Here is a 26010-nt window from a genome sequence, read left to right as displayed (position 1 = left end):
CACCCGTACACATGAGGACCGCACATGGCTCAGGCCACGCCCGCGCTGGAAATCCGCAATCTGCACAAACGCTATGGCGAGCAGGAAATTCTCAAGGGCATTTCGCTGACCGCACGCGACGGTGACGTGATCTCCATCCTGGGGTCGTCCGGCTCCGGCAAATCCACCCTGCTGCGCTGCATCAACCTGCTCGAAAACCCGCACCAGGGCGAAATCCTGGTTGCCGGTGAAGCCCTCAAGCTCAAGGCCGCCAAGAACGGCGACCTGGTCGCCGCCGACAACCGCCAGATCAACCGCCTGCGCAGCGAGATCGGCTTCGTCTTCCAGAACTTCAACCTGTGGCCGCACATGTCGATCCTCGACAACATCATCGAGGCGCCACGCCGCGTGCTTGGCCAGAGCAAGGCCGAGGCCATCGAAGCCGCCGAAGCCCTGTTGAACAAGGTGGGCATCTACGACAAGCGTCACAGCTACCCCGCCCAGCTTTCCGGTGGCCAGCAGCAGCGCGCCGCCATTGCCCGTACCCTGGCCATGAAGCCCAAGGTCATCCTGTTCGACGAGCCAACTTCGGCGCTCGATCCGGAAATGGTCCAGGAAGTGCTAAACGTTATCCGCGCATTGGCCGAAGAAGGCCGTACCATGCTGCTGGTGACGCACGAGATGAGCTTTGCCCGCCATGTGTCCAGTGAAGTCGTCTTCCTGCACCAGGGCCTGGTCGAAGAGCAGGGATCGCCGCAGCAGGTCTTCGAGAACCCGACCTCGGCGCGTTGCAAGCAATTCATGTCCAGCCACCGCTAACGGAGCAATACATGCACACTTACAAGAAGTTCCTCCTGGCAGCTGCTGCCACGCTGGTGATGTCGGCCAACGCCCTGGCCGCAGAAAAACTGCGCATGGGTATCGAAGCCGCCTACCCACCGTTCAACAACAAGGATGCCAGCGGTAACGTGGTCGGCTTCGACAAAGACATCGGCGACGCCCTGTGCGCCAAGATGAAAGTCGAGTGCTCGGTCGTCACCTCCGACTGGGACGGCATCATCCCGGCCTTGAACGCCAAGAAGTTCGACTTCCTGGTGTCGTCGCTGTCGATCACCGACGAGCGCAAGCAGGCCGTGGACTTCACCGAGCCGTACTACTCCAACAAGCTGCAGTTCATCGCGCCGAAAAACGTCGACTTCAAGACTGACAAGGCCTCGCTCAAGGGCAAGGTGATCGGTACCCAGCGCGCCACCCTGGCTGGCACCTGGCTGGAAGACAACTACGGTAACGACGTAGAGATCAAACTGTACGACACCCAGGAAAACGCCTACCTCGACCTGGTTTCCGGCCGCATCGACGGCATCCTGGCCGACAAGTACGTGCAGTACGAGTGGCTGAAGAGCAAAGACGGCTCGAACTTCGAGTTCAAGGGTGAGCCAGTGATGGACAGCGACAAGATCGGCATTGCCGTGCGCAAGGGTGACACCAAGCTGCGCGACGACCTGAACAAGGCCCTGGCAGAAATCAAGGCCGACGGCACGTACAAGAAGATCAACGACAAGTACTTCCCGTTCAGCATCGAATGATCCGCCCCGACAGGCGCGCCCTTGCGGCGCGCCAGTCCCTAGAATGACCTGCCCATGAATATCGACCTGCACGGATTCGGTCCGGCCATGATGGCCGGCACCCTGATGACCGTAAAACTGGCGCTTTGCGCCTTGCTGCTGGGCCTGGTCCTGGGCCTGCTCGGCGCCCTGGCCAAGACTTCCTCGATCAAGCCGCTGCAATGGCTTGGTGGCTTCTATTCGACCCTGGTTCGCGGCGTGCCCGAACTGCTGTGGGTACTGCTTATCTATTTCGGCACCGTCGGCTTGATGAACGCCCTCGGTGAAGCCCTGAACATGCCGGGTCTGGAGCTCAGCGCCTTCGCTGCGGGCGTGATCGCCCTGGGCCTGTGCTTCGGCGCCTACGCCACCGAAGTGTTCCGTGGCGCCATCCTGGCGATCCCCAAGGGCCACCGTGAAGCCGGCCTGGCGCTTGGCCTGTCCAAAGGCCGCATCCTGTCGCGGATCATCCTGCCGCAGATGTGGCGCATCGCCCTGCCCGGCCTTGGCAACCTGTTCATGATCCTGATGAAGGACACCGCCCTGGTGTCGGTGATCGGCCTGGAAGAAATCATGCGCCACGCACAAATCGGCGTGACCGTGACCAAAGAGCCGTTCACCTTCTACATGGTCGCGGCCTGCATCTACCTGAGCCTGACCATCATTGCCATGACCGGCATGCACTTCATGGAAAAACGCGCCGCTCGCGGCTTTGCGAGGGCTGAATAATGAATTGGGAAGTCATCATCAAATGGCTGCCACGCCTGGCCCAGGGTGCGACCCTGACCCTGGAGCTGGTAGCCATTGCAGTGGTTGCCGGATTGATCCTGGCCATCCCGCTGGGCATCGCCCGCTCCTCGCGCCACTGGTATGTGCGCGCGGTGCCGTTCAGCTACATCTTCTTCTTCCGTGGCACGCCGCTGCTGGTGCAGCTGTTCCTGGTCTACTACGGCCTGGCGCAGTTCGACGCGGTGCGTTCGAGTTCGCTGTGGCCGTACCTGCGCGACCCGTTCTGGTGCACCGTGCTGACCATGACCCTGCACACGGCTGCCTACATCGCCGAGATCCTGCGCGGCGCGCTGCAGTCGATCCCCAAGGGTGAGATCGAGGCGGCGCGGGCGCTGGGCATGTCGCGAGGCAAGACGCTGTTCTACATCATGCTGCCACGCGCCGCGCGCATCGGCCTGCCGGCGTACAGCAACGAAGTGATCCTGATGCTCAAGGCCAGCGCCCTGGCCAGTACCGTGACCCTGCTGGAACTGACCGGCATGGCCCGTACCATCATCGCCCGCACCTACCTGCCGGTAGAGATCTTCTTTGCCGCCGGGGTGTTTTACCTGGTGATCTCGTTCGTGCTGGTGCAGGGCTTCAAGCTGCTGGAGCGCTGGTTGCGCGTGGATGCGTGCCAGGGCCGCTGAGACCTCACTGACTGCTTCGCGGGCGTGCCCGCGAAGAGGCCCTCGAATCCACCACACATCCTTGCCATGCCCAACCACCTCCACAGCCCCCACCTAAGCACCCGCTTCCAGGCCCTCGACCAGTTCCTGATCGAGCACCAGCAGCTGTGGAAACCCCGCCCCTTCACCAGCCTGCAGCTGGCCTGGGAAACCGCCCACCCCGAGCTTGCCACCCACCTGCGCCAATGCTCCCTGGCAGACGCCGAAACCGACACCACCGCTGCCCCGTTGCCCGCCCCGTTCCCGCAACTGGCCCAGCAAGCCCGACAGCTTTCGGCACTCGGCAACCTCCCGGAAACCGACCTGCCCCCCGCTGCGCATCGCCTCGACGTAGCCGTCCCCGGCCGCAAATGGCAGCAGATCGAAGCCTTCGCCAGCCACCTGGCCTTCCGCGAACAGCCCCGTCACTGGCTGGACTGGTGCTCCGGCAAAGGCCACCTGGGCCGCCGCCTGCTGCAACCCGGCCAACACCTGACCTGCCTGGAATACGACGCCGAACTGGTCGCTGCCGGCCAAGCCCTGAGCACGCACCACCACTTGCCGGCGCAGCATGTGCACCAGGATGTGATGGCCAAGGACAGCGCCCGCCACCTGGCTGGCGACAAAAGCGTGGTCGCCCTGCACGCCTGTGGCGACCTGCATGTGCGCCTGATGCAACTGGCCAGCCAGCAAGGTTGCCGGCAACTGGCCGTCGCCCCCTGCTGCTACAACCGCATCGCGGCGCAGCAGTACCAAGCGTTATCCACAGCCGCCCAAGCCTCCAGCCTGCGGCTGTCACTGGACGACCTGGGCCTGCCCTTGAGCGAAACCGTTACCGCCGGCGCCCGCGTGCGACGCCAGCGCGACACCTCGATGGCCCGGCGCCTGGGCTTCGACCTGCTGCAACGCCAGCAGCGCCAGACCGATGAGTACCTGCCGACACCGTCAATACCCGTGGCCTGGCTGGAGAAGCCCTTCGAGCAGTACTGCCGCGACCTGGCCGAACTCAAGCAATTACAGGTGAATGGCAACCCGGACTGGGCAGCCCTGGAAGCCGCAGGCTGGCAACGCCTGGCCGAGGTCCGCAACCTGGAGCGCGTGCGCAACCTGTTCCGCCGGCCGCTGGAGCTGTGGCTGGTACTCGATCGCGCCCTGTTCCTCGAAGAACAAGGCTACAACGTGCGCCTTGGCCTGTTCTGCGACTACCCACTCACCCCGCGCAACCTGCTAATCCTCGCCGAACGCGACCGTTAGCCGCAGCACAACCTGTGGATAACTCTGTGAACAAGCTTGTGATTACCTGTTGGATCCAAGCGCTATTTCAAGCGTTTGGCTTATTCCGGCTTGCGCGTCAAGGCCAGTAAAAACAGGCGTTTGCGCAAAGACCGGCGGTGTATCGATCCGGCATGCCTTTCGCGCAAGTCGCCGATGCCACTTGTGCATAAACATTTCTTGTGGTTGGCGACTGCGTCTAAAGCCTTACCCAGAATGGCCTGATTCACGCGTTCCCTTGTGGGAGTGACCTTGTTTCGCGAAAGGGCTGCAACGCAGCCCCAGCGATCTCTGCAAATACGCCAAAAACGGGGCCGCTTTGCGGCCCATCGCGACACAAGGCCGCTCCCACACTGACCGCATCAGGGCTCAATGCGCCTTGTTCTTGGCAATCTCGATATCGTTCATCAGCGCCTTGGCCATGTCGCACAGATAATCGGCGGCGCCCAGGAATTTATGGTCATCCTCCATATCCCCTTCGCGCACCAGATGCTTGATGTAGCCCATCAGGATCGAGACATGCTCATAGGCAGCATCGACGGGGACGCCAGGCTCCACGCGTAGCAGATTGAGGGATGGGTTACCGGCTGCGAGGAAGGTTTCCACGCCTGCGGTAGTGATGGGTTCGATGATGGTTTTCTTCATGGCATAAATCCTTACTCGGGGAGGGGACTGCCAGAAATCTTTCTCACGGATTTGGGTGGCAGCCGTACGCGGGGTGAGAAACCGGTCGAATAAGGAAGCCCGGCCAGACCGAAGTCTGCCCGCGTACGGCCACCATAAATGGGTAGCGCTTATTCGATCAGGGTTCTCACACCCGGTCGCCAGAGCGACCCGAAAACGGTATCCGTGAGCCATTTCCCCGACAACAGCGATACTTCGGCGGCGCGCGTAGGATAGTTCCGAAGCCATCAAACCCTGAAGCTGTTAGCCCTAAAGTTCAGAATCTTCGTACAGCTGATGGCCTATTCGCGGGCGCGCCCGCTCCCACAAGTACTACACAGTTTCAAGGGTTGTGGAGATCCTGTGGGAGCGGGCAAGCCCGCGAATAGGCCATCACAAGCAACACAAAGCTAATGCCCGACCGCCGCAACGGTGTATCATCCGCCCCCCCAAATGATTAAAAAGTGACGTCGCGCGCTGCCCGCCAGCCCCGCGACCTTCTGGCGTTGCGCCAGAACCGACAATGGACTAACGGACCCGACCATCGTGACCCAAGCCACGCCCCTCGCCCTGCTGACCCTCGCCCTGGCCCTGACCGGCTGCGCCAGCGGCACCGCTCCCCACCCCACCAGCAGCCTGGGCTGGAACCACCCCGGCATGCAGCTGGGCGGCGACAACGGCCTGCCCCTGCGCACCGAAAGCCCCTGCCGCAAGCGCGGCTGCGACAACGACAAGCTGTTCTTCAACCCGGGCAAAACCGAGCCAAGCGTCACCACCATCCATCGCGGCTGGTAGGAAAATTCTTCTTTCAGGTCGGTGACTTAGGTCATTTGCGAACATTCGCAACGAAGTGGTTTACAGGCGCCAACCGATCGTTATAATGACGCCCCATTGCCGGTATAGCTCAGATGGTAGAGCAACTGACTTGTAATCAGTAGGTCCCGGGTTCGATTCCTGGTGCCGGCACCATACGCAGTATCAAAAAAGGCTCACCAAAAGGTGGGCCTTTTTTGTTTTCAGGGTCGCCCACATCAGCCTTGGCCTTGAGGTCGATGCGGTCGGTGTAGGAGCTGGCTTGCCTGCGATGGGCTGCGCAGCGGCCCCCAGCGATCCCAAAGAAGAGCGCAGCCAGAGACCAGACACGTCTTCCAACATAAACGCTTTGACTCGCCCACCTGGCCCCGCCACGATTTATCGTAAATTTTAGGTATTCCTGCTGAGGCAAGCCGATGGCGCTTCAATTCCACGAAAGCCTTTCCACGCCACCCACGATGCAGACACGGCCAGCAAAATGGCCTTGAAAATGGACCTGTCCATTTTCATCACGGCCTGCATCAAAAAAATGGGCCTCAAGCAGCATGATGCTGCGACCAGGCTGAACGTAACCCAATCCCGAAAATCCGAGCTTGCAAATGGTTGATTCTCGATGAAGCGCGAGAGTGGGGCCAGTAATACCAGTGAGGCGATGACTGTGCCCTCGAATACGGCGCATGGGGCCCAGCATTGCGACACCCCCTCGCTCGATTACTCGCTAGAAAAACTCTGGGCGCTTGTGTCCGCTGACATGCCCCCCCTCTGATCAACATGCCCGTCAGGCACTCGAGCACCTGGTCGTTCAAGCTACAAAAACCTCGCTGGACAAGGCCGTTGCCGAGACTTTCGCTCTCCTCTTCTGGTACAGAAGCGAGGATATGCGCGAAGCACTGGAAAATCGCTTGAACATGCCAAGGCTCGCACCCGAGAGGAAGCGGCGCCTGATGTATCTGTTGACCGGCTTCGCCGTTTTCCATGCATGAAGCCGGAACAAGCCGAGCAGATGAAGAAGCTGGTCACCCGCTGGAAGGACCTGGCTCAAGATCTGAATGGAAAACTGGTAGAAAAGGCGCAAGCGGTAAACCGTTACGACAAGGTTGCTGCTACGTGGGGCGTGGCTGAGCCCGTATCCAGTCTGATGAACATGGTGCTAGAACTGCAAACCCGGCACTTTGTAGATGCCCACCATCTGCCGAACGGCTATGCCCAATTGGCAACGCGTCCCCCTCACCACTGATACGTTAATGTTGGGTCAGTTGAGGTTTGTAGTGGCTGTACTCCTCCCCAAGATTGATCTCAATCAAGCCTGACGCCGGCACGCAGCATAGCCTGAGATCAGTCAGCCCTTGAGGGAAGGAAACCATGGCCAAGAAATTCCCCAAAACCCCCAGCCACCCGGAGCGCATCTGCTGGGGCTGCGACTTGTACTGCCCGGCCAAGTCATTGGCCTGTGGCAATGGGGCGAGTCGGACCATGCACCCGGTGGAACTGTTTGGCGAGGACTGGGACAGTTTCGAGGACCGGCTGGAGAAGCCGGTTGATCGCCAGCAAGAGACTGGCCCTAGGTGAAATAGGGCAGCTTTGTGGCCCATAGCCGGCAAGCCGGGCTCTCATAGAACTGCAGGTAACTCATTGAATTAGCAGGGGCCATATGGGAGCGGCTTTAGCCGCGAACACCGGCGCAGCCGGTGCCATACACCGCGTTGGATTCTTCGCGGCTTAAGCCGCTCCCACAGGGTACGCGGATTGCTTGCAATTTCAGTTGTCTTCACGACAGCGCAGCCCAAAGGGCTGGGCCATCTACCACAGGTACAGCGCATGGTTTGAGCCTGGCGCCGACCCAGCGAATCAGGTGCTGCGGTGGATGGCACGGGCTTCGCCCGTGTTCGCGGGCGCGCCCGCTCCCACAGGGATCGCGCCACCTGTTAGAAATTGAGCATGGCAGTTGCTACCAACGGGCGCGCCGGGCTCAAGGTGTGCGCGGTACCTGTGGGAGCCCGGCTTGCCGGCGATGGGCTGCGCAGCAGCCCCAGGTGCGGTTGATCAGAACGCTGTGCTGACCGTCAGCGACAGGTTGCGTGGGTCACCATAAATTGCCCCGGCATAGAACCCGTAGCGGGTGTAGTAGTGCTTGTCGAACAGGTTGTTGGCGTTGAGGCTGACGCTGGTGTCGTCGGTCAGCTGGTACTTGGCCATGGCATTCCAGATGGCATAACCGGACCAGTTCACGTCAGTGGCACCGGTGCTCACACCATTGCTCGGCTGGCCTGCCGGGCTGGAAATTGCGCGGATGTTGCTCTGCGCAGTAACCCCGGCGCCTAGAGTCAGGCGGTCGAGCGGGCCGGAAAGGCGGTAGGTGGTCGAGGCCTTGAACAGGTGCGATGGGTCGCTGCGACCGTCGCTGTCGACGCGGCGGAAGTGCAGGTAGGTGTAGCCGGCGTACACGTTCCAGCTGGGGGTCAGGGCGCCGGCGATTTCCAGGTCGATACCGTCGGTTTCCTGGCCGGAACCGGCTTTATAGGCGTCGCCACCGGTTGGGGTGGTCAGGTCGCCGTCGAGCACTGCCTTGTTTTCCTGCTTGGTGCGGAAGTACGCCGCCGAGGCGTTCAGGCGGCCATCGAACCACTCTCCCTTGATACCCGTCTCGTAGCTTTGCCCGCGAATTGGCTCGACCTTGCTGCCGCTGCTGGTTTCAGCGGTTTGCGGGGTGAAGATGTCGGTGTAGCTGGCATACAGCGAGTAGTTGTCGTTGAGGTCGTACACGGCGCCCAGGTACGGGGTGACGATGCCGTTCTCTTCCTGGCTGGTACGTGCGCCAGCCACGCTGCGGGTGGTGGCCGAGTAGTTGCTGGTGCGCACGCCGAGGATGACCGACAGTGGGTCGGTGATTCTCAGGCGGGTTGCCGCGTACATGCCCTGCAGGCGGGTGGTGGTCTTGCTGTGGCGGCCGGTGCGCGAGGCGATGATGTTGTAGTCGTCATCCACGCCATTGCGCCAGTCGGTCAGCGGGAAGCCGTTGTTGGCGCGGAACTGGCAACCCAGCGCAGGCGCACTGGCCATGCCGTCACCGACCATGGTGCAGGTGTATTCCGGCGACCAGGCCACGGTGCGGCTGTCGTTGTAGCCAACCATCGCCTGGTGGGTACGGCCAAACAGTTGGAACGGGCCGGACAGGTCGATCTGCGCCGACTGCTGGGTGGTGTCGGTGGAGCTGTGCAGGCCGTTGAGCACGGCGCCGCTGCCATCCTGGTCCCAGTAGCCGCCGTAGCTGCCACGGCCCGCCGAGTTGACCTTGGCCAGGCCGCGGTGGTTGAGGGTTTCGGCGGTGCTCTGGGCGGCTTTCAGGTCCAGCGTCCAGTCGTTGTCGAAGCGGTGCTCCAGCGAGCCGAACGCGGTGCGGGTGGTGTACTCGCCAAAGCTCCAGCTGGGTACCACGTTGGTGCTGCGCGGCAGGTCGGTCTTGCTGCCATCGCTGTACCAGATCGGGATGTTCGCACCCCAGCCACCGCCAACAATCTTGTTGTACTCGTACTGGTAGCCGGCACCAAGGGTGGTGGCGTCGTCCAGGTCGAACTCGAAGTTGGCCAGCGCGGCGCGGGAGCGCTCGGACTGGTTGTCGCGGAATGAGTTGGCGTCCTGCTGGGTCATCACGAAGCGCGAACGCAGGCGACCGTCTTCGGACAGCGGCAAGTTGAGGTCGGCGCCCAGGCGGCGCTTGTCCCAGCTGCCGTAGGTGGCATAGGCGCTACCGCCGAACGTTCTGGTCGGTGCCTTGCGGATCAGGTTGACGGTGGCCGACGGGTCGCCGGTACCACCCAGCAGGCCGTTGGCGCCGCGCACGATGTCGATGCGCTCGTACAGGTCCATGTTCAGTGCGTTGCCGCCGCCACTGAAATCGGACCCGCCCTGGAACTGCAGGCCATCGACCTTCCAGTTGCTGATCGAGTAACCACGGGCACGGTAGTCGGTACGCCCGCCCACTTCGGACTTGCTCGCGGTCACGCCTGGGGTGGTTTCCAGCGCTTGCTCGATGGTGTGGATGTCGCGGTCATCCATCTGCTGGCGGGTAATGGTGGTGACCGACTGCGGCGTCTGGCGCGGCGTCAGGGCCAGGCCGGTGGAGCTGCGGGTGCTTTCGACGGTGTAACCCAGCTGACCAGCTTCGTCGGCAGGCAGCAGGGCGCTGTCTTCGATCTGCGTGGCCTCCAGTTCCAGGGGCTTGCTGTCGGCAGCCATCGCGCCACCGCTGACGGCCACGGCAATGAACAGGGCCAGCGGTTTGAGGCGTGCGCCGCCTCGGCTCATGGAGGGGAAGGTGTTCGAGGTGCTCTCGGAGTTCATTTGGGAAGGCTTCGTATTTGCAGATGATTTTTTGTTAGGATTCTAGGGATCGGCCCCCCGGGCTCCAGACCCGGCTTGTACGGGGATGTAATCGAACGTAACGAGCGCCACCGGCCCTCACCGAACAGGTGTTTTTCTGCATGAGCACAACTCTGCTCGTTGTCGATGATGACGACGAGATCCGCGAACTTCTTTGTGATTACCTGACAGATGCCGGCTATAACGTACTGGCAGCGGCTGACGGCGAGCAGATGCGCGAGCAACTGGCCCGGCACAAGGTGGAGCTGGTGGTGCTGGACCTGATGCTGCCGGGCGAAGATGGCCTGAGCCTGTGCCGCCAGCTGCAAGCCACGCCGGGGCTGGCGGTGATCATGCTGTCGGCCAAGGGCAGCACGCTGGACCGCATCATCGGTCTGGAGGTGGGTGCCGATGACTACCTGGCCAAGCCCTTCGAGCCACGCGAGCTGATCGCCCGGATCAAGGCCGTGCTGCGTCGTCCGCAACGCCTGGATGCGCCCGCCGAAGAGCCGGTAGAAGATGCCCAGCTGTTCGCCGGCTTCCGCCTGGAACACGTGAAACGCCTGCTCACCCGCCCCGATGGCGAGACCCTGACCCTGCCCCGCTCCGACTACCGCGTACTGCGCGAGCTGCTGGAAGCCAACAACCGCGTGGTGTCCCGCGACCAGCTGACGCGCAGTGCGTTCGGCCGCGACCACCTGCCCGACGACCGTTCGGTGGACATGTGCGTCAGCCGCCTGCGCCAGCACCTGCGCCACGCGCCGGCGGGTGCCGCGCAAATTCTCACCATCCGCAACGAAGGCTATTTGCTGAGCATCGCCGCCAACGGGGCCGATGCCTGACATGCGCTGGCTGCGCCGGCTGTGGCCACGCACGTTGTTCGGCCAGTTGCTGCTGATAATGGTCAGCGGCACCGTGCTGATCCAGTTGATGTCCAGCAGCATCTGGTTCGATGTGCGTTTTGCCCAGGTTCTCGAGGCCCCTGTCCGGCTGATTGCCGCACGCAGCGCGCCGTTGATCGCCCAGGCCGACTGCCGTGCCGGTTCACCGCAGGCGCCAGCGCATTACCAACTGCGTTGCAGCGAAGCCCTGCCCACGCCGGTGCAGGACGAGCGCCGCGGGCGCAGGCGTGTCGAGCTGTTGCTGCACCAGGCCCTCGAGTACGAGTTGGGGCATGCCCAGGACGTGCGCCTGATGAAGGTGCAGTTGACCGACGAACAGGGCCAGCCGATCGTCTGGCGCAGCCTGTTCGGCCTGCGCACGGCCCAGGCGCATCTGCAGTTCGCGGTGCCGTTGGCCGATGGGCACTGGCTGACCATCGAGGGCCAGGAACTGCAAGGCTGGAGCGGCGAGTCGGCCTGGGTGTTGATCAGCGATTACCTGTTGCGGGTGTACGCGCTGCGCATCGTCGCGGTATTGCTGGTGTGCCTGATAGCCGTGCGCCTGTGCCTGCGCCCGCTTCGGCGCCTGGCCGATGCCGCGCGCGGCCTGGGTAGCAACCTCGAGCAGCCGCCCTTGGCGCTGGATGGCCCGGAGGAAGTGCGCCAGGCGGCCCAGGCCTTCAACGCCATGCAGCAGCGGCTGATCGCGATGGTCAACGACAAGGCCTACTTCCTGGCCGCCGTGTCCCACGACCTGCGCACCCCGCTGACGCGCATGCGCCTGCGCCTGGAGCGCTTGCCGGACGACGAAAACCGGCAACGCCTGCGGCAGAACATCGCGCAGATGGACAACATGATCGGCCAGGTGCTCGATTACCTGCGCGCGGGGGAGCAGCAGAACTTGCAACAGGTAGACCTGGACCGGCTGGTGGTGCGCCAGTGCGCGGAGCTGGCCACTGCCGAAGAGCCGTTGCCGGTGCATGGCCAGGCGGGCAGCCTGCGGGTCGATGCCCTGCTGCTGCAGCGCTGCCTGCAGAACCTGCTGGTCAATGCGTTGCGTTATGCCAAGGAGGTTTCGGTCACGCTGGAGCAGGCGACCACGGGGGTGTTCATCCATATCGATGACCATGGCCCGGGGATTGCTCCGGGCCTGCTGGCGACCATCATCGACCCGTTCGTGCGCGGTGACGGGTCGCGCAATCAGGCGTCCGGGGGGTATGGGCTGGGGTTGAGCATCGCCCAGCGGATTGCTGCCAGCCATGGGGGCGAATTGCTGTTGGCGAACCGCGAGGGGGGTGGGTTGCGGGTCAGCGTGTTGTTACCTCGCTAACACTTTTGCGGGGGAGGAACTGTACCGCCTGTACGGGCCTCATCGCCGGCAAGCCAGCTCCCACAGGTACTGCGCATGGCTTGAAATCGGTGCGGTCGAGGTTGGAGCTGGCTTGCCGGCGATGAGGCCAGCACAGGCAACACAACCACATTCAGGTAACAGTCTTTTACCGATTACCCAGGTTTTCCCCTCCCCGCCTTTGCCTATCCTATGCCCGGTCATCCTGCCTGCGATGGACCCATGAAACACTCTCTACCCAGCCGCTACGCCTGCCTCACCGTCTGCCTGCTGTTCACCTTCGCCAGCCTGCCACTGCTACCCCAGCATGCCTGGCTGTGGCCGTTCACATTGATCACCACGCTGCTCAGCCTGGTCGGCCTGAACGACCTGCGGCAAAGCCACCACGCCGTGCGCCGCAACTACCCGATCCTGGGCAACATCCGCTACCTGATCGAAACCATCCGCCCGGAAATCCGCCAGTACCTGATCGAGGGCGACGACGACAAGCTGCCGTTCTCCCGCTCGCAGCGTTCGCTGGTCTACGCCCGGGCCAAGAACGAAAGCGCCGAGAAGGCCTTCGGCACCCTCAACGATGCCTACAAGCCCGGCTTCGAGTTCATCAGCCATTCCATGCTGCCAGTGGCCACGCCAGACCCGGCATCGTTCCGCATCGCCATTGGCGGGCCGCAATGCCGCCTGCCCTATTCGGCATCTATCTTCAACATCTCGGCCATGAGCTTCGGCGCCCTCAGCGCCAACGCCATCGCCGCCCTGAACCGCGGTGCACGCATGGGCCGTTTTGCCCATGACACCGGCGAAGGCAGCATCAGCCCGTACCACCGCGAACATGGCGGTGACCTGATCTGGGAAATCGGCAGTGGCTACTTCGGCTGCCGCACCGAGGACGGCCGCTTCGACCCGCAGCGATTCGCCGAGCAGGCGCGCTCGCCGCAGGTGAAGATGATCGAGATCAAGCTCAGCCAGGGCGCCAAGCCGGGCCACGGTGGCATCCTGCCGGGGCACAAGGTCAGCCCCGAAATTGCCGCAACCCGTGGCGTGCGCGTGGGCGAAGATTGCATCTCGCCAGCGGCGCACAGTGCCTTCCGCACGCCAGTCGAGTTGCTGCAGTTCGTGGCCAGCCTGCGCGAGCTGTCGGGCGGCAAGCCGGTGGGGTTCAAATTCTGCCTGGGCCACCCTTGGGAGTTCATGGGCATTGCCAAGGCCATGCTGGCCACTGGCATCACTCCGGACTTCATCGTCGTCGATGGCAAGGAGGGCGGCACCGGTGCGGCGCCACGCGAGTTCAGCGACAACATGGGCGTGCCGATGCGCGAGGGCCTGATGTTCGTGCACAACACCCTGGTCGGCCTGAACCTGCGCGCCAGTATCCGCATTGGCGCGGCAGGCAAGATCGTCAGCGCCTTCGACATCGCCAGCGTGCTGGCCATCGGGGCGGACTGGGTCAACTCCGCGCGCGGCTTCATGTTCGCCATTGGCTGCATCCAGTCGCAGAGCTGCCATACCAACAAATGCCCGACCGGGGTGGCCACGCAAGACCCGCTGCGCCAGCGCGCCCTGGTGGTGCCGGACAAGGCCGAGCGGGTGGCCAGCTTCCACCGCAACACGCTGCATACGTTGGCCGAAATGTTGGCTGCCGCGGGCCTGGAACACCCTTCGGAGCTCAAGCCCAAGCACCTGGCGCGGCGTATCAGCCCTAGCGAAATCGGGCTGTTCTCGGACCTGCACACGTTCCTCAAGCCGGGCGAATTGCTCAGTGGCTCGATTGAAAGCGAGTTTTATGCGCGGATGTGGCGGATGGCGCGTAGTGACAGCTTTGCGCCGGAGACTGGAGATATTGCAGTAAGGGCTGTGGCATCAGCTGTTCGTCACGAGCAGACTGAACCAGCATGACATCCAGAACTGGGGCTGCTCTGCAGCCCTTCGCGGGCTTGCCCGCTCCCACAGGTATAGCGCCAGATTCGAAAGCGGCGCTATACCTGTGGGAGCGGGCAAGCCCGCGAAGGGCCGCAGCGCGGCCCCAGGCTTTTATGCAAACAACTGCGGATCAGAAGATGCTGATCGGGTACTCGACGAATACGCGGACTTCGTTGCCGTCGTCGTTGTAACCGTTCTGCTGCACGGCGTTGTTGGTACGCACGAACGAGCTACGCAGCTTGATCGACAGGTCCTTGGCCGGGCCGTCCTGCACCACGTAACGGATCTGGTTGAAGATCTCGCGCTCTTTACCTTCACCGAAGCCCTGCGGGTTGTCGACGTTGCGGGTGTTGATGTTGTCACCCACCACGTAGGCAAGCTTGTAGGTCAGGCCCGGGATGCCGTAGGCACCGAAGTCCAGGCCGTAGCCCAGCTGCCAGGAGCGCTCGTCTTCGGCGTTGAAGTCGGACCAGTACGAGTTGGCCAGGTAGATGGTCGAACCACCGTCACCCACGCCACCCTCGTTCTGGTACCAGCCGTAGTTGTAGCCGGTGCTGCCGGTGCTGCGCTGGTGGGCGATGGTGAACGAGTGGGCACCGTAGGCGTAGGTGGCTGCCAGGCTCCAGATGGTGTTGGAGTCGCCGTTCAGCCCAGCGGATTTCACGAACTTGTTGTCGATGTCCGACTTGTAGCCGTTGAAGTCCAGGGTCAGGGACTGGTCGTTGGCAATCGGGAAGACGTAGTTCAGGCCCAGGTAGTGCTTCTTCATCACGTCTTCGTTGTCGGCGGTGTACAGCGAAGCGGTGAAGTTGTCGGTGAACTTGTAGCTACCACCAAGGACGTTGATCGACTTCAGGCCACCACCGTCACGGCGCTCGGCGCTCTTGCGCGCTTCCTGGGTGAAGCGGCCGGCGTTCAGTTCCAGGCCCTGAATCTCTTTGGAGGTGATCAGGGTACCGGTGAAGCTTTCTGGCAGCAGACGGGCGTCGTCGTACTGCAGCACTGGCAGTGCCGGCATCTGGTCACCGTACTTGAGCACGGTGTTGGAGATGCGGAACTTCACTGCAGCGCCACCACGGGCCAGGTTGTGCGGCGAGTTGGCGTTGCCGTTCTCGTCCTTGAAGTCCGAAGGCTTGAAGAAGTCGACACCGGCGCCACCGTTGTGGCCCTTGCCGCCATCCAGACGCACGGCGTACAGGCCGAATGCATCGACGCCGACACCAACGGTGCCCTGGGTGAAGCCGGAGGAGAAGTTGGCGATGACGCCCTGGCCCCATTCGATCTGGTCGTCGGTGCCGTGCTTCTTGTCACGATTGATGTAGGCGTTACGCAGCAGGACGTTGGCGTGGCTGTCCTCGATGAAGCCTTTGCTGTCGGCCTGATCATTGGCCTGGGCCTGGGTCGCGGCGATCATCGCCAGGGCGACCAGGCTGATCCTGGTTTTCAACATGTTGTTTTCCTTATTTCTTAATCAAAAACGCTCTGCAATATGACGCCAGGAACCAACGCCCCTTCGTAGGTTCGACGCTATGCGGATCCAGACTGGAAGGCCTGCCGGTAATCACACGGCGGCCTCTGGCAGCAGCATGGCCAAGATCATGGCCAGCAGGCGTTGGCCGAATCCTAGCCGTGTGCGATTACAAATGTCAAAAAGTCGTGAAATGCAGGTTGATATAACCAAAATTGCCTATGGGTCTGGTGCATTTCCATGCAGGTTTGCGCTATCAGCGGACAATTTATCTTGTGTGAGAAATAGCCTTTTGATCGAACGGACAATTTCCTGTGAGGGCTTTCGCAGCACAAGGCTGCTCCTACAGGGAAACGCGGCGCGGTGGAGACCGTAACAAACTGACACAGATGTAATGACAAGCCTTTACAAATACTCAAGCAATAGCAAATAACAAGCATTACCATCCGTATCTATTTTTCACCTGCTCGATCCGGATGTGCCCATGCTTGTACCCTGCCGTCTTTCACCCCTGACGCTTGGCCTGTCGCTGCTGTTCGGCGCCGGCCTGGCCAGTGCCGCCACCACCACCCTGCCGGAACTGTCGGTAACCGCCGACAGTGAACGCGAAGAGGACAACCCGCGGGTCAAGGAGGTAAGCACCGCGACCCGCACCTCGACGCCAGTACGCTATGTGCCGCAGGCCATCGACACGGTGAAGACCGTCAACGTGCTGGATTACGGCAGCAACACCCTGGGCAAGGCGCTGGAAGGCATCCCCAACGTCAGCAGCGGTGCCGACACCCGCTTCGACAGCGTGCGCATCCGCGGCTTCGAAGCCAGCAACGACTTCTACCTGGACGGCATTCGCGACGACAGCCAGTACATCCGCGACCTGCATAACATCGAGCGGGTCGAAGTGCTCAAGGGGCCGGCAGCGGTGCTTTATGGCCGTGGCAGCCAGGGCGGTATCGTCAACCGGGTGAGCAAGGCGCCGGAGCACGGCCGCCGTTCGAGCATCGAGGCGCAGGCCGGCAGCGAAGACCTGCGCAGCCTGTATGCCGACCTCAGTGCCGACCCCAGCGACACCGTCAGCCTGCGCCTGAACATGGGCAACCAGGACAACAACAGCTTCCGTGACGGCATCGACGGCAGCCGCCAGCTGTTCGCCCCGTCGATCAGCTGGCAGGTCACCCCCGACCTGAACTGGCTGGTGCAATACGAATACAGCCGCTACAACCGCACCCCGGACCGAGGCATCCCCGGGGTCAACGGCCGCCCGGCCGATGTCGGCCGCAGCACCACCTACGGCGACACCCAGCGCGACTATATCGACGACCGCGCCCAGTCGCTGCGCTCGCGCCTGAACTATCAGCTGAACGAAACCTGGCAGTTGCGCCATACCCTTGGCCTGTTCAAGCTCGACAGTGAGTTCGACAACACCTACGTCACGGGCTACGACGCCAGCACCGAAACCTTGACCCGCCAGCGCTGGCAGCAGGACCTGAACACCCGAAACCTGTTCAACACCCTGGAGGCCGAGGGCGACTTCGACACCTTGGGCCTGGAGCACAAGCTGTTGCTGGGCCTGGAGTTCGGCAACCAGAAGCGCGACCCGGAGCTGTACAAAGCGGTCGACCAGAAACTCCAGGGCCTGGGCAAGCCCAGCCGCAACCAGCAGCTCAATGGCCCAATGACGTTGTTTAGTGACAACCATACCGTGGTCGATAGCCGCGGCCTTTATCTGCAAGACCAGATCCGCCTGAACGATCAGTGGCAGGTTCTTGCCGGTGTACGCTTCGACCAGTTCGACGTGCAGACCACCAACAAGGATGGCGTGCGCGAAACACAGGACAGCAACAGCACCAGCCCACGCTTGGGTGTGGTCTATACACCGTGGCGCGACCATTCGTTCTACGCCTCGTGGAGCAAGACCTTCTCGCCGGTTGGCGGCGGGTTGATCGGCATCACCCCAGGCGCAAAAGGCAACGGTAACGACGCCAAGCCGGAAGAAACCCGTCAGAAGGAAATCGGCGTGAAGAGCGACTGGCTCGACCAGCGCCTGACCACCACCCTGGCCATCTACGAGCTGGAGCTGTACAACCGCCGCACCCGCGACCCGCTTGTCCCGGAAAACATCTTGCTCAGCGGCATGCAGCGTTCGCGCGGTATCGAGTTGACCGCCACCGGCAACATCGTTGGCAACTGGTACGTGCGCGGTGGCATCGGCCTGCAGGACGCGACCATCGTCAAGGACAACAACGGCCAGGAAGGCAACCGCATCAATGACGTGGCCAAGCGCAACGGTAGCCTGTTCGTGACCTGGAAACCGGAACTGGGCTGGTACGCCGAAACCGGCCTGACGTTGGTAGGCGAGCGTTATGCGGACAACCAGAACACCACGGTGCTGCCGGGGTATGGCCGCTGGGATGCACTGGCGGGGTACCGCACGCATGACTGGGATGTGCGGGCGGCGCTGAGCAATATCGCCGACAAGACCTATTACAGCTCGGCAACCAGTGCGGCGCAGATCCAGGTGGGTGACCCGCGCAGCCTGGTGGTGACTGGCAGCTACAGCTTCTGATCTTTAATGCCTGTGCCGGCCTCTTCGCGGCCTCGCCCGCTCCCACAGGAGCACCACATGCCTCGAAGCCTGTGAGGTACCTGTGGGAGCGGGCATGCCCGCGAAGAGGCCGGTACAGGTAATACCGATTCGATCAATGCCACACTGCCATCAGCGCCTGCATTTCTGCTTCGCTGATCAGCCCTTGGGGGTATCGTCCGGCAAGCAGACGTCGTGGGTCGGTCGTCCTGACCCTGATGCTTCCATGGTGTTTCAACCACTTCGCCACAAGCCTGAGCGATTGGTGATTCACTGCCGATGGGCGCAAAGCCGACTCACTTGCTGCGTTCATTTCTACACGTACTCCCTGGCCCGTGAGCGGCTAATCTACGTAAGGATTGTTACAGGTCCGAGAGCGCGGCATGGCCGAGCTATCTCACTGAAAACAATACAAAACTTATGCCAGCACCAGCCTGCGGACGGCCCTCGCGAATAAAAAAGGCCCGTCATGACGGGCCTCTTGATTCACCGTGCGCTCAACGCTTGACCGGTGCCGGTTGCTGCTGGGTCAGGCAGTGGATGTTGCCACCGCCCAACAGCAGCTCACGACCAGGGATCATCACCACCTCATGGTCGGGGAAGATCTTAGCCAGGATCGCTCTGGCCTCGGCATCTGCCGGGTCGTCGAAGCTAGGCGCAATGATGCCGCCGTTGACGATCAGGAAGTTCACGTACGAGCCGGCCAGGCGCACCGATGGGTCACGCTCCTGGCTGCCTGCCACCTGATCGACCCCGGCGCACTCTTCGGCAGTAGCGAACAGCGGACCCGGGATCGGCATTTTGTGCACGATGAACTCGCGGCCCTTGGCATCGCGGGTGTTCTTCAGCACCTCCATGGCGGCATGGCAGCGTGCATAGTTGGGGTCGTTGGAATCATCGGTCCAGGCCAGTAACACTTCGCCCGGGCGCACGTAACAGCAGAAGTTGTCGACATGGCCATCGGTCTCGTCGTTGTACAGGCCATCCGGCAACCAGACCACGGTGTCCACCGCCAGATGATCGCGCAGCACCGCTTCGATCTGCTCGCGGTTCAGGTGCGGGTTGCGGTTGCGATTGAGCAGGCATTCTTCGGTAGTAATCACCGTGCCTTCGCCGTCCACGTGGATCGAGCCGCCCTCGAGCACGAAGCCTTCGGTGTGGTAGCGCTGGCAGCGCTCCATTTCCAGGACCTTGGCCGCCAGCTCCTCGTCACGGTTCCACGGTGCGTACAGGCCGCCGTCGAAGCCGCCCCAGGCATTGAAGCCCCAGTCCACACCACGCACTTCACCCTGGTCGTTGATGACGAAGGTCGGGCCGGTGTCACGCACCCAGGCATCGTCATTGCTGATCTCGACCACGCGAATGTTCGGCTGGTCGAGCTGGCGGCGGGCATTTTCGTACTGGCCAGCGGAAACCGCGACGGTTACCGGCTCGAAGCGGGCAATGGCCTTGGCCAGGGTCACATGGGCAGCCTGCGCCGGCTTGCCGCCAAGGCGCCAGTTGTCCGGGCGCTCCGGCCAGACCATCCACACCTGGGTTTGCGGGGCCCACTCGGCGGGCATGTGGAAACCATCGGCACGGGGAGTGGAGTTGAGGGTTTTCATGATTGACCTCTGTGATGGCCCTGAGCCGGACTGTGCTGGGGCGTTTGTCAATTTATAACCGATATATATCGATATTTGAAGCCCGATAATCGGGAAAATCATGAGAAGACAAGGGAATTAAATCGATAACAATCGATACACCCCCAACCTTGACCGAGAAGCAAAACGGCACGACATCTACCATAGCCAGCCCTTGTGAACGCCGTTGAAGCCCGAGGCGGAAAAAACGGCCAGACCGGCTAGGGTCAATACATGAGCAGAACGGGCCAGCGAATCGCCATGAACATCATCCCTACCGCGATCCCTGAAGTACTGATCATCGAGCCGAAGGTTTTCGGTGATAGCCGTGGTTTTTTCTTCGAGGCGTTCAACGCCCGCGAGTTCGCCCGGCAAACCGGCGTGAAGGCCGAGTTCGTCCAGGACAACCACTCGCGCTCCATCAAGGGTGTGCTGCGTGGCCTGCACTACCAGGTGGAAAACACTCAAGGCAAGCTGGTGCGCGTGGTGCAGGGGGAAATCCGTGATATTGCCGTGGACGTGCGCAAGAGCTCGCCAACCTTCGGCCAATGGGTCGCGGTGCAGCTGTCGGCCGACAATCATCGCCAGTTATGGATTCCACCCGGCTTCGCCCATGGCTTTGCGGTGATGAGCGAGTCGGCCGAGTTCCTCTACAAGACCACCGACTACTACAACCCGGGCGCCGACCGCTGCATCCGCTGGGACGACCCGACGCTGGCCATCGACTGGGGGCTGCAGCAGCCACCGGTGCTGTCGGACAAGGACAAGCTCGGCCTGCCGCTGGCAGAGGCGGAACTGCTGCCTTAACTAGCGCATAATTGCGGCAGACTTTTCTGGCGCATTTACGTGATGATTGCAAAACCCACGCCCCCACGCCGTCCCCGCTGGCGCAGCCTGGCCCTGTTGGCCGTGTGCCTGGTCCCGTTATTGTGGCCCCTGCATCACCTGGCCGAACGTTACTACCAGGAAGAACTGGCCTCGCAGAACCGCCAGACCCTCGACCTGTATGTCGCCAACCTGCTCGGTACCCTGCACCGCTATGAAACCCTGCCACAGATACTCGGCGACCTGCCGGCGCTGCGCGGTGTGCTGGCCGACCCGTTCCGCCTGGAGGCAGTGACCAATGCCAACCGCCTGCTCAAGGACATCGTCCAGCAGACCGGCGCCGAGGTGATGTACCTGATGGACGTCAGCGGCAATACCCTGGCTGCCTCCAACTGGGACAAGCGCGACAGCTTCGTCGGCCGCAACTTCGCCTTCCGCCCCTACTTCAACGAAGCCATGGCCGGCCGCCTGGGGCGCTTCTTTGGCCAGGGCACCACATCGGCCAAGCGCGGTTACTTCTTCGCCGCCGCCGTGCGAGACCGTGAACGCATCGTTGGCGTACTGGTGGTCAAGGTCGACCTCGACCACACCGAAACCTTGTGGGGCCGCACTCCCGAGCAGCTGTTGCTGACCGACCACAATGGCGTGGTCATCCTGACCTCGCGGCCCGACTGGCGCTTCCGCGCGACCCGCGCGCTGACCGAGGCCGAGCGCCAGGCGATCATCGCCATCCAGCCCTACCCGACCCAAGCCCCGCAACCGCTGGTACTCAACCCGGACGCCTGGATCAGCCAGACCCGGGACATCAAGGAAACCGGTTGGCAGGTCAGCATCCTCGCTCCGCGCATGCTGGTCGACCGTTCGGTGCAAACCGTGATGGCCATCGGCGCTGGCACCCTGCTGGTGCTGATACTGCTGGCTGGCCTGGTGATGCAGCGGCGCCGTCACTACATCGACCGCATCGACTTCGAGGCACGCGGCCGCCAGGAACTGGAAAAACGCGTGGCCGAGCGCACCGCCGACCTCGAAGGCCTGAACACCCGGCTCAAGAGCGCCGTACTGGAGCGTGAGAACGCCCAACAGGAGGCCGTGCGCGCCCAGGACGAACTGGTACAGGCCGGCAAGCTGTCGGTGCTCGGCACCATGTCGGCCAGCATCAGCCACGAACTCAACCAGCCGCTGGCCGCCATCCGCAGCTACGCGGAAAACGCCGAGATCCTGCTCGACCACCAGCGAACCGAAGAAGCCCGCGGCAACCTCAAGCTGATTGGCGAGCTGACCGGGCGCATGGCCTCGATCATCGCCCACCTGCGCGCCTTCGCCCGCCGTGACCGCCATGCCCCGGAGAGCGTGGCCTTGCAGCCGGCCCTGGACGACGCCCTGGCGCTGCTGGCCAAGCGCCGCCGGGCAATGGCCGTGGAGCTGATCCGCGACCTGCCGGAGGCCACCTTGTGGGTACAGGCCGGCGAGACCCGCCTGCGCCAGGTGCTCGGCAACCTGCTGGCCAATGCCCTCGACGCCCTGACCGAAAAAGCCAACCCGCGCCGCCTGTGGCTAAGTGCCGAACAGCGCGATGACTGCGTCTACCTGTACATTCGCGACAACGGCCCCGGCTTCAGCCGCCAGGCCCTGGAGCACGCCAAGGAGCCGTTCTTCACCACCAAGACCCGCACCCAGGGCCTGGGCCTGGGCCTGGCCATCTGCGAAAGCCTGATGCGTGCCCTGGGCGGTGAACTGCTGCTGGCCAACCACCCGGAAGGTGGCGCACTGCTGACCCTGCAGCTGCGTGTGGCCGCGCCTGGCGCTACTTTGCCCAATTCGGAGGACCCCTCGGCATGACCACCGAGACACTGATCGACAGCCGAGCCCAGGTCATCCTGGTCGATGATGACCCGCACCTGCGCCAAGCCCTGAGCCAGACCCTGGACCTGGCCGGGCTCAAGGTGGTCGCCCTGGCCGACGCCCAGGGCCTGGCCGAACGCATCGAGGCCGACTGGCCCGGCGTGGTGGTCAGCGACATCCGCATGCCGGGTATCGATGGCCTGCAGCTGCTGGAACAACTGCACGGCCGTGACAACGAGCTACCGGTATTGCTGATCACCGGCCACGGTGATGTGCCGCTGGCGGTGCAGGCAATGCGCGCCGGGGCTTATGACTTCCTGGAAAAACCCTTTGCCAGCGACGCCCTGCTGGACAGCGTGCGCCGCGCCCTGGCCCTGCGCCGCCTGGTGCTGGACAACCGCAGCTTGCGCCTGGCCCTGAGCGACCGCCAGCAACTGGCCACCCGCCTGGTGGGCCAGTCGCCGTCCATGCAGCGCTTGCGCGAGCAGATCGGCGCCTTGGCCGGCACTCGCGCCGACGTGCTGATCCTGGGTGAGACCGGTGCCGGCAAAGAGGTGGTGGCCCGCGCCCTGCACGACCTGTCCAGCCGCCGCGACGGGCCGTTCGTGGCGATCAACGCCGGCGCACTCGCCGAGTCGGTGGTCGAAAGCGAGCTGTTCGGCCATGAGCCCGGGGCGTTCACCGGCGCGCAGAAACGCCGCATCGGCAAGTTCGAGTTCGCCAACGGCGGCACACTGTTCCTCGACGAAATCGAGAGCATGAGCCTGGATGTGCAGGTGAAACTGCTGCGCATGCTTCAGGAACGGGTGGTCGAGCGCTTGGGTGGCAACCAGCTGATCCCGCTGGACATCCGCATCATCGCCGCGACCAAGGAGGACCTGCGCCAGTCCGCTGACCAAGGGCGGTTCCGCGCCGATTTGTATTACCGCCTGAACGTGGCGCCGCTGCGTATTCCACCGCTGCGCGAACGCGGCGATGACATCCTGGTGCTTTTCCAGCACTTCGCCGACGCCGCCAGCGAGCGCCATGGTCTGCCGCCACACGCCCTGCAGCCGGCCCAGCGCGCCATGCTGCTGCGTCACGACTGGCCCGGTAACGTACGCGAGCTGCAGAACGCCGCCGAGCGTTTCGCCCTTGGCCTGGAACTGGCTCTGGACGGCCAGGCGCCGCCTGCGGCAATGCCTTCGGTACCGATGCCGAGCGGCAACCTCAGCGAACAGGTCGAGCAGTTCGAGCGCTCGCTGATCGCTGCCGAACTGGCCCAGCCACACAGCTCCATGCGCAGCCTGGCCGAGGCGCTGGGCATCCCCCGCAAAACCTTGCACGACAAGCTGCGCAAGCATGGCTTGAGCTTCGATGGCGGTAGCGGCGGGCATGACGATCAAGAGGACAACCGTTAATGAACACCGATAGCCAGTACCTGCAGACCGTCCTGCACGGCGACATCCCCCTGACCCGCGAAATGGGCCTGGAAGTGCTCGATTGGCAGCAGCACACCCTGCGCCTGCAATTGCCGCTGGCGGCCAACGTCAACCACAAGAGCACCATGTTCGGCGGTAGCCTGTACTGCGCCGCGGTGCTGGTGGGTTGGGGCTGGCTGCACCTGCGCCTGCGCGAGCTGGGGATCGATGACGGGCATATCGTCATCCAGGAAGGGCAGATCAGTTATCCGCTGCCGGTTACCGGGGCGGCTGTGGCGCGCTGTGCGGCGCCGGATGAAAAGACCTGGGAGCGGTTCTTGACCATGTACCAGCGCCGCGGGAGGGCACGGTTGACGCTGGAGACCACGGTGAGCAATGCCGGTAGTGACGAGCCTGCTGTTACCTTCAGCGGCCAGTACGTGCTGCACCGCTGAAACTGGGAGGCTGTCGCGAACCCTGTGGGAGCGGGCGCGCCCGCGAAGCAGGCACCGCGGTCTACGGCACCGGCTCCGCCGGTGTTCGCGGGCTTGCCCGCTCCCACAGGTTCCGCGTAGCTGCGAAGGATTGCTGTACCTGTGGGATCGTCAGATCAGGCTCAGGAAGGCTTCGCGCCAAGCAGCATTTGCCGGCAACGCCAGGAAATGCGGGTTGAGCAACGACTCCCGCGCCGGGTACCGGAACGGCAAGCCATCCAGCCCGATTACCTCCCCACCAGCCCCTTCCACCACCCCCTGCGCCGCCGCGGTATCCCACTGCGAGGTCGGTGCCAGGCGGGGATAGCAATCAGCGCTGCCCTCGGCCAACAGGCAGAACTTCAACGAACTGCCGATATTGGCCAGCTCCAGTTCCCCCAACGCAGCCCCCAACCCGGCCAACAGCGCTTCCTGTTCCGGGCTGGAATGGCGACGGCTGGCAACCACGGTGAAACGCCCACCTGCCGGCGGCTCGTCGCGAACCTGGATCGGCTGCGGAGCCTCACCCGCTTCCGCACGCCAGGCGCCCAACCCACGTCCACCGAAGTAGCAGCGCCCGTTGGTCGGCATGGATACCACGCCGAACACCACCTCGCCGTTTTCGACCAGGGCGATGTTGACCGTGAACTCCTCGCTGCCGGCGATGAATTCCTTGGTGCCATCCAGCGGGTCGACCAGCCACCAGCGGCTCCAGCCCTGACGCTCGGCCAGCGGAATGTTGCAGTCCTCTTCGGACAGCACCGGGATCTGCGGCGCCAGCGCCAGCAGGCCATCGGCAATCACCCGGTGCGCCGCCAAGTCGGCGGCGGTGACCGGCGAATCGTCGGCCTTGTTGGTCACGGCCACATCGGCGCGCCAGAACGGCAAGATCGCCTCGCCCGCCAACAGGGCCAGCTTGACCACTTCGTGCATCAGTTGCAGGTCGTTCATGCTTCCAGCAGCCCCCGCTGAATCAGCAGGTCACGCGCCAGGTACAGCGCCGCCAAGGCACGCCCCTCGGTGAACTGTGGGTGCATGGCCAGGGCCGAGAGCTCGCGCAGGTTAACCTTGTCGACCCGCATCGGCTCCGGCTCATCGCCCTCCAGGCGCTCCTCGTACAGGTCGCTGGCCAGCACCACCTGGATCTTCTGGCTCATGTAGCCCGGCGACAGCGACAGCTCGGTAAGGTGCTCCAGCTGGCGAGCGCCATAGCCGGCTTCTTCCTTGAGCTCCCGGTCGGCTGCCGCCAGCACGTCCTCGCCCGGCTCGATCAGGCCTTTGGGCAACGACAGCTCGTATTCGTCGGTGCCGCCGCAGTATTCCTCCACCAGCACCGCGTGCTCGGCATCGAGCATGGCCACGATCATCACCGCCCCATAACCATTACCCCGGCCCACCAGGCGCTCGTAGGTACGCTCGTTGCCATTGCTGAAGCGCAATTGCACGGCTTCGACGCGAAACAGGCGGCTGCTGGCGACGATTTCGCGGCTGAGGACGGTGGGTTTCTGGCGCATGGGGCGGCTCCTT

General features: G+C 63.1%; 23 protein-coding genes, 1 tRNA gene and 1 pseudogene. 18 read left to right on the top strand and 7 right to left on the bottom strand.

The window, feature by feature from the left end:
• The first annotated feature begins 24 nt into the window (after positions 1–24).
• The 5 genes from ACLCGK_RS19335 to ACLCGK_RS19315 all read left to right on the top strand — a co-directional run bounded on the left by ACLCGK_RS19335 (position 25) and on the right by ACLCGK_RS19315 (position 4273).
• Complete coding sequence (locus ACLCGK_RS19335; protein WP_003257472.1) at positions 25–798, top strand: ABC transporter ATP-binding protein; 774 nt, start codon at positions 25–27, stop codon at positions 796–798.
• 11 nt (positions 799–809) lie between these two features.
• Positions 810–1565, top strand: coding sequence for an ABC transporter substrate-binding protein (locus ACLCGK_RS19330; RefSeq protein ID WP_015268630.1), 756 nt, complete (start codon positions 810–812; stop codon positions 1563–1565).
• Between the two features lie 54 nt (positions 1566–1619).
• A complete protein-coding gene (locus tag ACLCGK_RS19325; protein WP_025337363.1) occupies positions 1620–2312 on the top strand; it encodes an ABC transporter permease in 693 nt (230 codons plus the stop codon).
• Positions 2312–3001 (top strand): ABC transporter permease, encoded by a 690-nt coding sequence (locus tag ACLCGK_RS19320; RefSeq protein WP_015268628.1) that lies wholly within the window; start codon positions 2312–2314, stop codon positions 2999–3001. Before ACLCGK_RS19325 ends, ACLCGK_RS19320 begins: the two co-directional genes overlap by 1 nt.
• Before the next feature lie 66 nt (positions 3002–3067).
• On the top strand, positions 3068–4273 hold the full coding sequence (locus tag ACLCGK_RS19315) for a methyltransferase (protein WP_410952701.1): 1206 nt from the start codon (positions 3068–3070) through the stop codon (positions 4271–4273).
• A 387-nt stretch (positions 4274–4660) separates the two neighbouring features.
• Here the strand turns inward: ACLCGK_RS19315 and ACLCGK_RS19310 are convergent, their stop codons facing one another.
• The gene (locus ACLCGK_RS19310) at positions 4661–4936 is read right to left on the bottom strand and encodes a DUF3077 domain-containing protein (protein ID WP_013970482.1); all 276 of its coding nucleotides are present in this window, start codon (positions 4934–4936) and stop codon (positions 4661–4663) included.
• A gap of 564 nt (positions 4937–5500) precedes the next feature.
• Here ACLCGK_RS19310 and ACLCGK_RS19305 point away from each other — a divergent pair.
• From ACLCGK_RS19305 to ACLCGK_RS19285, 5 genes and pseudogenes are all read left to right on the top strand, one after another.
• Complete coding sequence (locus ACLCGK_RS19305) at positions 5501–5749, top strand: hypothetical protein (RefSeq protein ID WP_410952700.1); 249 nt, start codon at positions 5501–5503, stop codon at positions 5747–5749.
• A 98-nt stretch (positions 5750–5847) separates the two neighbouring features.
• Positions 5848–5923: transfer RNA gene (locus ACLCGK_RS19300), tRNA-Thr, on the top strand.
• Positions 5924–6183: 260 nt separating this feature from the next.
• Positions 6184–6371 (top strand): annotated as a pseudogene (locus ACLCGK_RS19295) (XRE family transcriptional regulator); the annotation flags it as partial.
• A gap of 375 nt (positions 6372–6746) precedes the next feature.
• Positions 6747–7004 (top strand): hypothetical protein, encoded by a 258-nt coding sequence (locus tag ACLCGK_RS19290; RefSeq protein ID WP_410952699.1) that lies wholly within the window; start codon positions 6747–6749, stop codon positions 7002–7004.
• 125 nt (positions 7005–7129) lie between these two features.
• Positions 7130–7336, top strand: a complete 207-nt coding sequence (locus tag ACLCGK_RS19285; protein WP_410952698.1) for a DUF3079 domain-containing protein — start codon at positions 7130–7132, stop codon at positions 7334–7336.
• A gap of 474 nt (positions 7337–7810) precedes the next feature.
• Here ACLCGK_RS19285 and ACLCGK_RS19280 read toward each other — a convergent pair whose 3' ends face one another.
• Positions 7811–10108 carry a TonB-dependent siderophore receptor gene (locus ACLCGK_RS19280; protein ID WP_410952697.1) on the bottom strand — a complete coding sequence of 766 codons (2298 nt, stop codon included), beginning with the start codon at positions 10106–10108 and terminating at the stop codon, positions 7811–7813.
• Positions 10109–10248: 140 nt separating this feature from the next.
• Here ACLCGK_RS19280 and ACLCGK_RS19275 point away from each other — a divergent pair, with 140 nt between their 5' ends.
• From ACLCGK_RS19275 to ACLCGK_RS19265, 3 genes are all read left to right on the top strand, one after another.
• Positions 10249–10968, top strand: a complete 720-nt coding sequence (locus ACLCGK_RS19275) for a response regulator (protein WP_054573664.1) — start codon at positions 10249–10251, stop codon at positions 10966–10968.
• Between the two features lies 1 nt (position 10969).
• Positions 10970–12337, top strand: a complete 1368-nt coding sequence (locus ACLCGK_RS19270) for an ATP-binding protein (RefSeq protein ID WP_410952707.1) — start codon at positions 10970–10972, stop codon at positions 12335–12337.
• A 240-nt stretch (positions 12338–12577) separates the two neighbouring features.
• On the top strand, positions 12578–14248 hold the full coding sequence (locus ACLCGK_RS19265) for an FMN-binding glutamate synthase family protein (RefSeq protein ID WP_410952696.1): 1671 nt from the start codon (positions 12578–12580) through the stop codon (positions 14246–14248).
• A gap of 154 nt (positions 14249–14402) precedes the next feature.
• On the opposite strand, the gene ACLCGK_RS19260 is transcribed toward ACLCGK_RS19265, so the two are convergent.
• Positions 14403–15722, bottom strand: a complete 1320-nt coding sequence (locus ACLCGK_RS19260) for an OprD family porin (protein WP_013970474.1) — start codon at positions 15720–15722, stop codon at positions 14403–14405.
• 502 nt (positions 15723–16224) lie between these two features.
• Between ACLCGK_RS19260 and ACLCGK_RS19255 the strand changes: the two genes are divergently transcribed.
• Positions 16225–18303, top strand: coding sequence for a TonB-dependent receptor (locus ACLCGK_RS19255; RefSeq protein ID WP_410952695.1), 2079 nt, complete (start codon positions 16225–16227; stop codon positions 18301–18303).
• Between the two features lie 133 nt (positions 18304–18436).
• Here ACLCGK_RS19255 and ACLCGK_RS19250 read toward each other — a convergent pair whose 3' ends face one another.
• Together ACLCGK_RS19250 and aguA are read right to left on the bottom strand one after the other, a co-directional pair.
• The gene (locus ACLCGK_RS19250) at positions 18437–18634 is read right to left on the bottom strand and encodes a hypothetical protein (RefSeq protein WP_080563721.1); all 198 of its coding nucleotides are present in this window, start codon (positions 18632–18634) and stop codon (positions 18437–18439) included.
• Positions 18635–18818: 184 nt separating this feature from the next.
• Complete coding sequence (gene aguA, locus ACLCGK_RS19245; RefSeq protein ID WP_039614238.1) at positions 18819–19925, bottom strand: agmatine deiminase; 1107 nt, start codon at positions 19923–19925, stop codon at positions 18819–18821.
• A 279-nt stretch (positions 19926–20204) separates the two neighbouring features.
• On the opposite strand from aguA, the gene rfbC reads away from it, so the two are divergent.
• From rfbC to ACLCGK_RS19225, 4 genes are read left to right on the top strand one after another with little or no spacing between them, the layout of a single operon-like run.
• Positions 20205–20750, top strand: coding sequence for a dTDP-4-dehydrorhamnose 3,5-epimerase (gene rfbC, locus ACLCGK_RS19240; RefSeq protein ID WP_015268616.1), 546 nt, complete (start codon positions 20205–20207; stop codon positions 20748–20750).
• Between the two features lie 42 nt (positions 20751–20792).
• The gene (locus tag ACLCGK_RS19235; protein ID WP_054573394.1) at positions 20793–22607 is read left to right on the top strand and encodes an ATP-binding protein; all 1815 of its coding nucleotides are present in this window, start codon (positions 20793–20795) and stop codon (positions 22605–22607) included.
• Positions 22604–24010 (top strand): sigma-54-dependent transcriptional regulator, encoded by a 1407-nt coding sequence (locus ACLCGK_RS19230; RefSeq protein ID WP_015268614.1) that lies wholly within the window; start codon positions 22604–22606, stop codon positions 24008–24010. The genes ACLCGK_RS19235 and ACLCGK_RS19230 overlap by 4 nt, the downstream gene beginning before the upstream one ends.
• A complete protein-coding gene (locus ACLCGK_RS19225) occupies positions 24010–24465 on the top strand; it encodes a YiiD C-terminal domain-containing protein (protein ID WP_410952694.1) in 456 nt (151 codons plus the stop codon). The genes ACLCGK_RS19230 and ACLCGK_RS19225 overlap by 1 nt, the downstream gene beginning before the upstream one ends.
• Positions 24466–24615: 150 nt before the next feature.
• Here the strand turns inward: ACLCGK_RS19225 and cysQ are convergent, their stop codons facing one another.
• Positions 24616–25434 carry a 3'(2'),5'-bisphosphate nucleotidase CysQ gene (gene cysQ / locus ACLCGK_RS19220; RefSeq protein ID WP_041506303.1) on the bottom strand — a complete coding sequence of 273 codons (819 nt, stop codon included), beginning with the start codon at positions 25432–25434 and terminating at the stop codon, positions 24616–24618.
• Positions 25431–25997: an ADP compounds hydrolase NudE gene (gene nudE, locus ACLCGK_RS19215; protein WP_013970466.1), complete on the bottom strand. Its 567-nt coding sequence runs from the start codon at positions 25995–25997 to the stop codon at positions 25431–25433. Before nudE ends, cysQ begins: the two co-directional genes overlap by 4 nt.
• Between the last annotated feature and the right edge of the window lie 13 nt (positions 25998–26010).

It is taken from the genome of Pseudomonas sp. S1(2024), from assembly GCF_046557535.1.
Note: the sequence above shows the minus strand (reverse complement) of the source record. Positions and strands in the feature narration are given on the sequence as shown.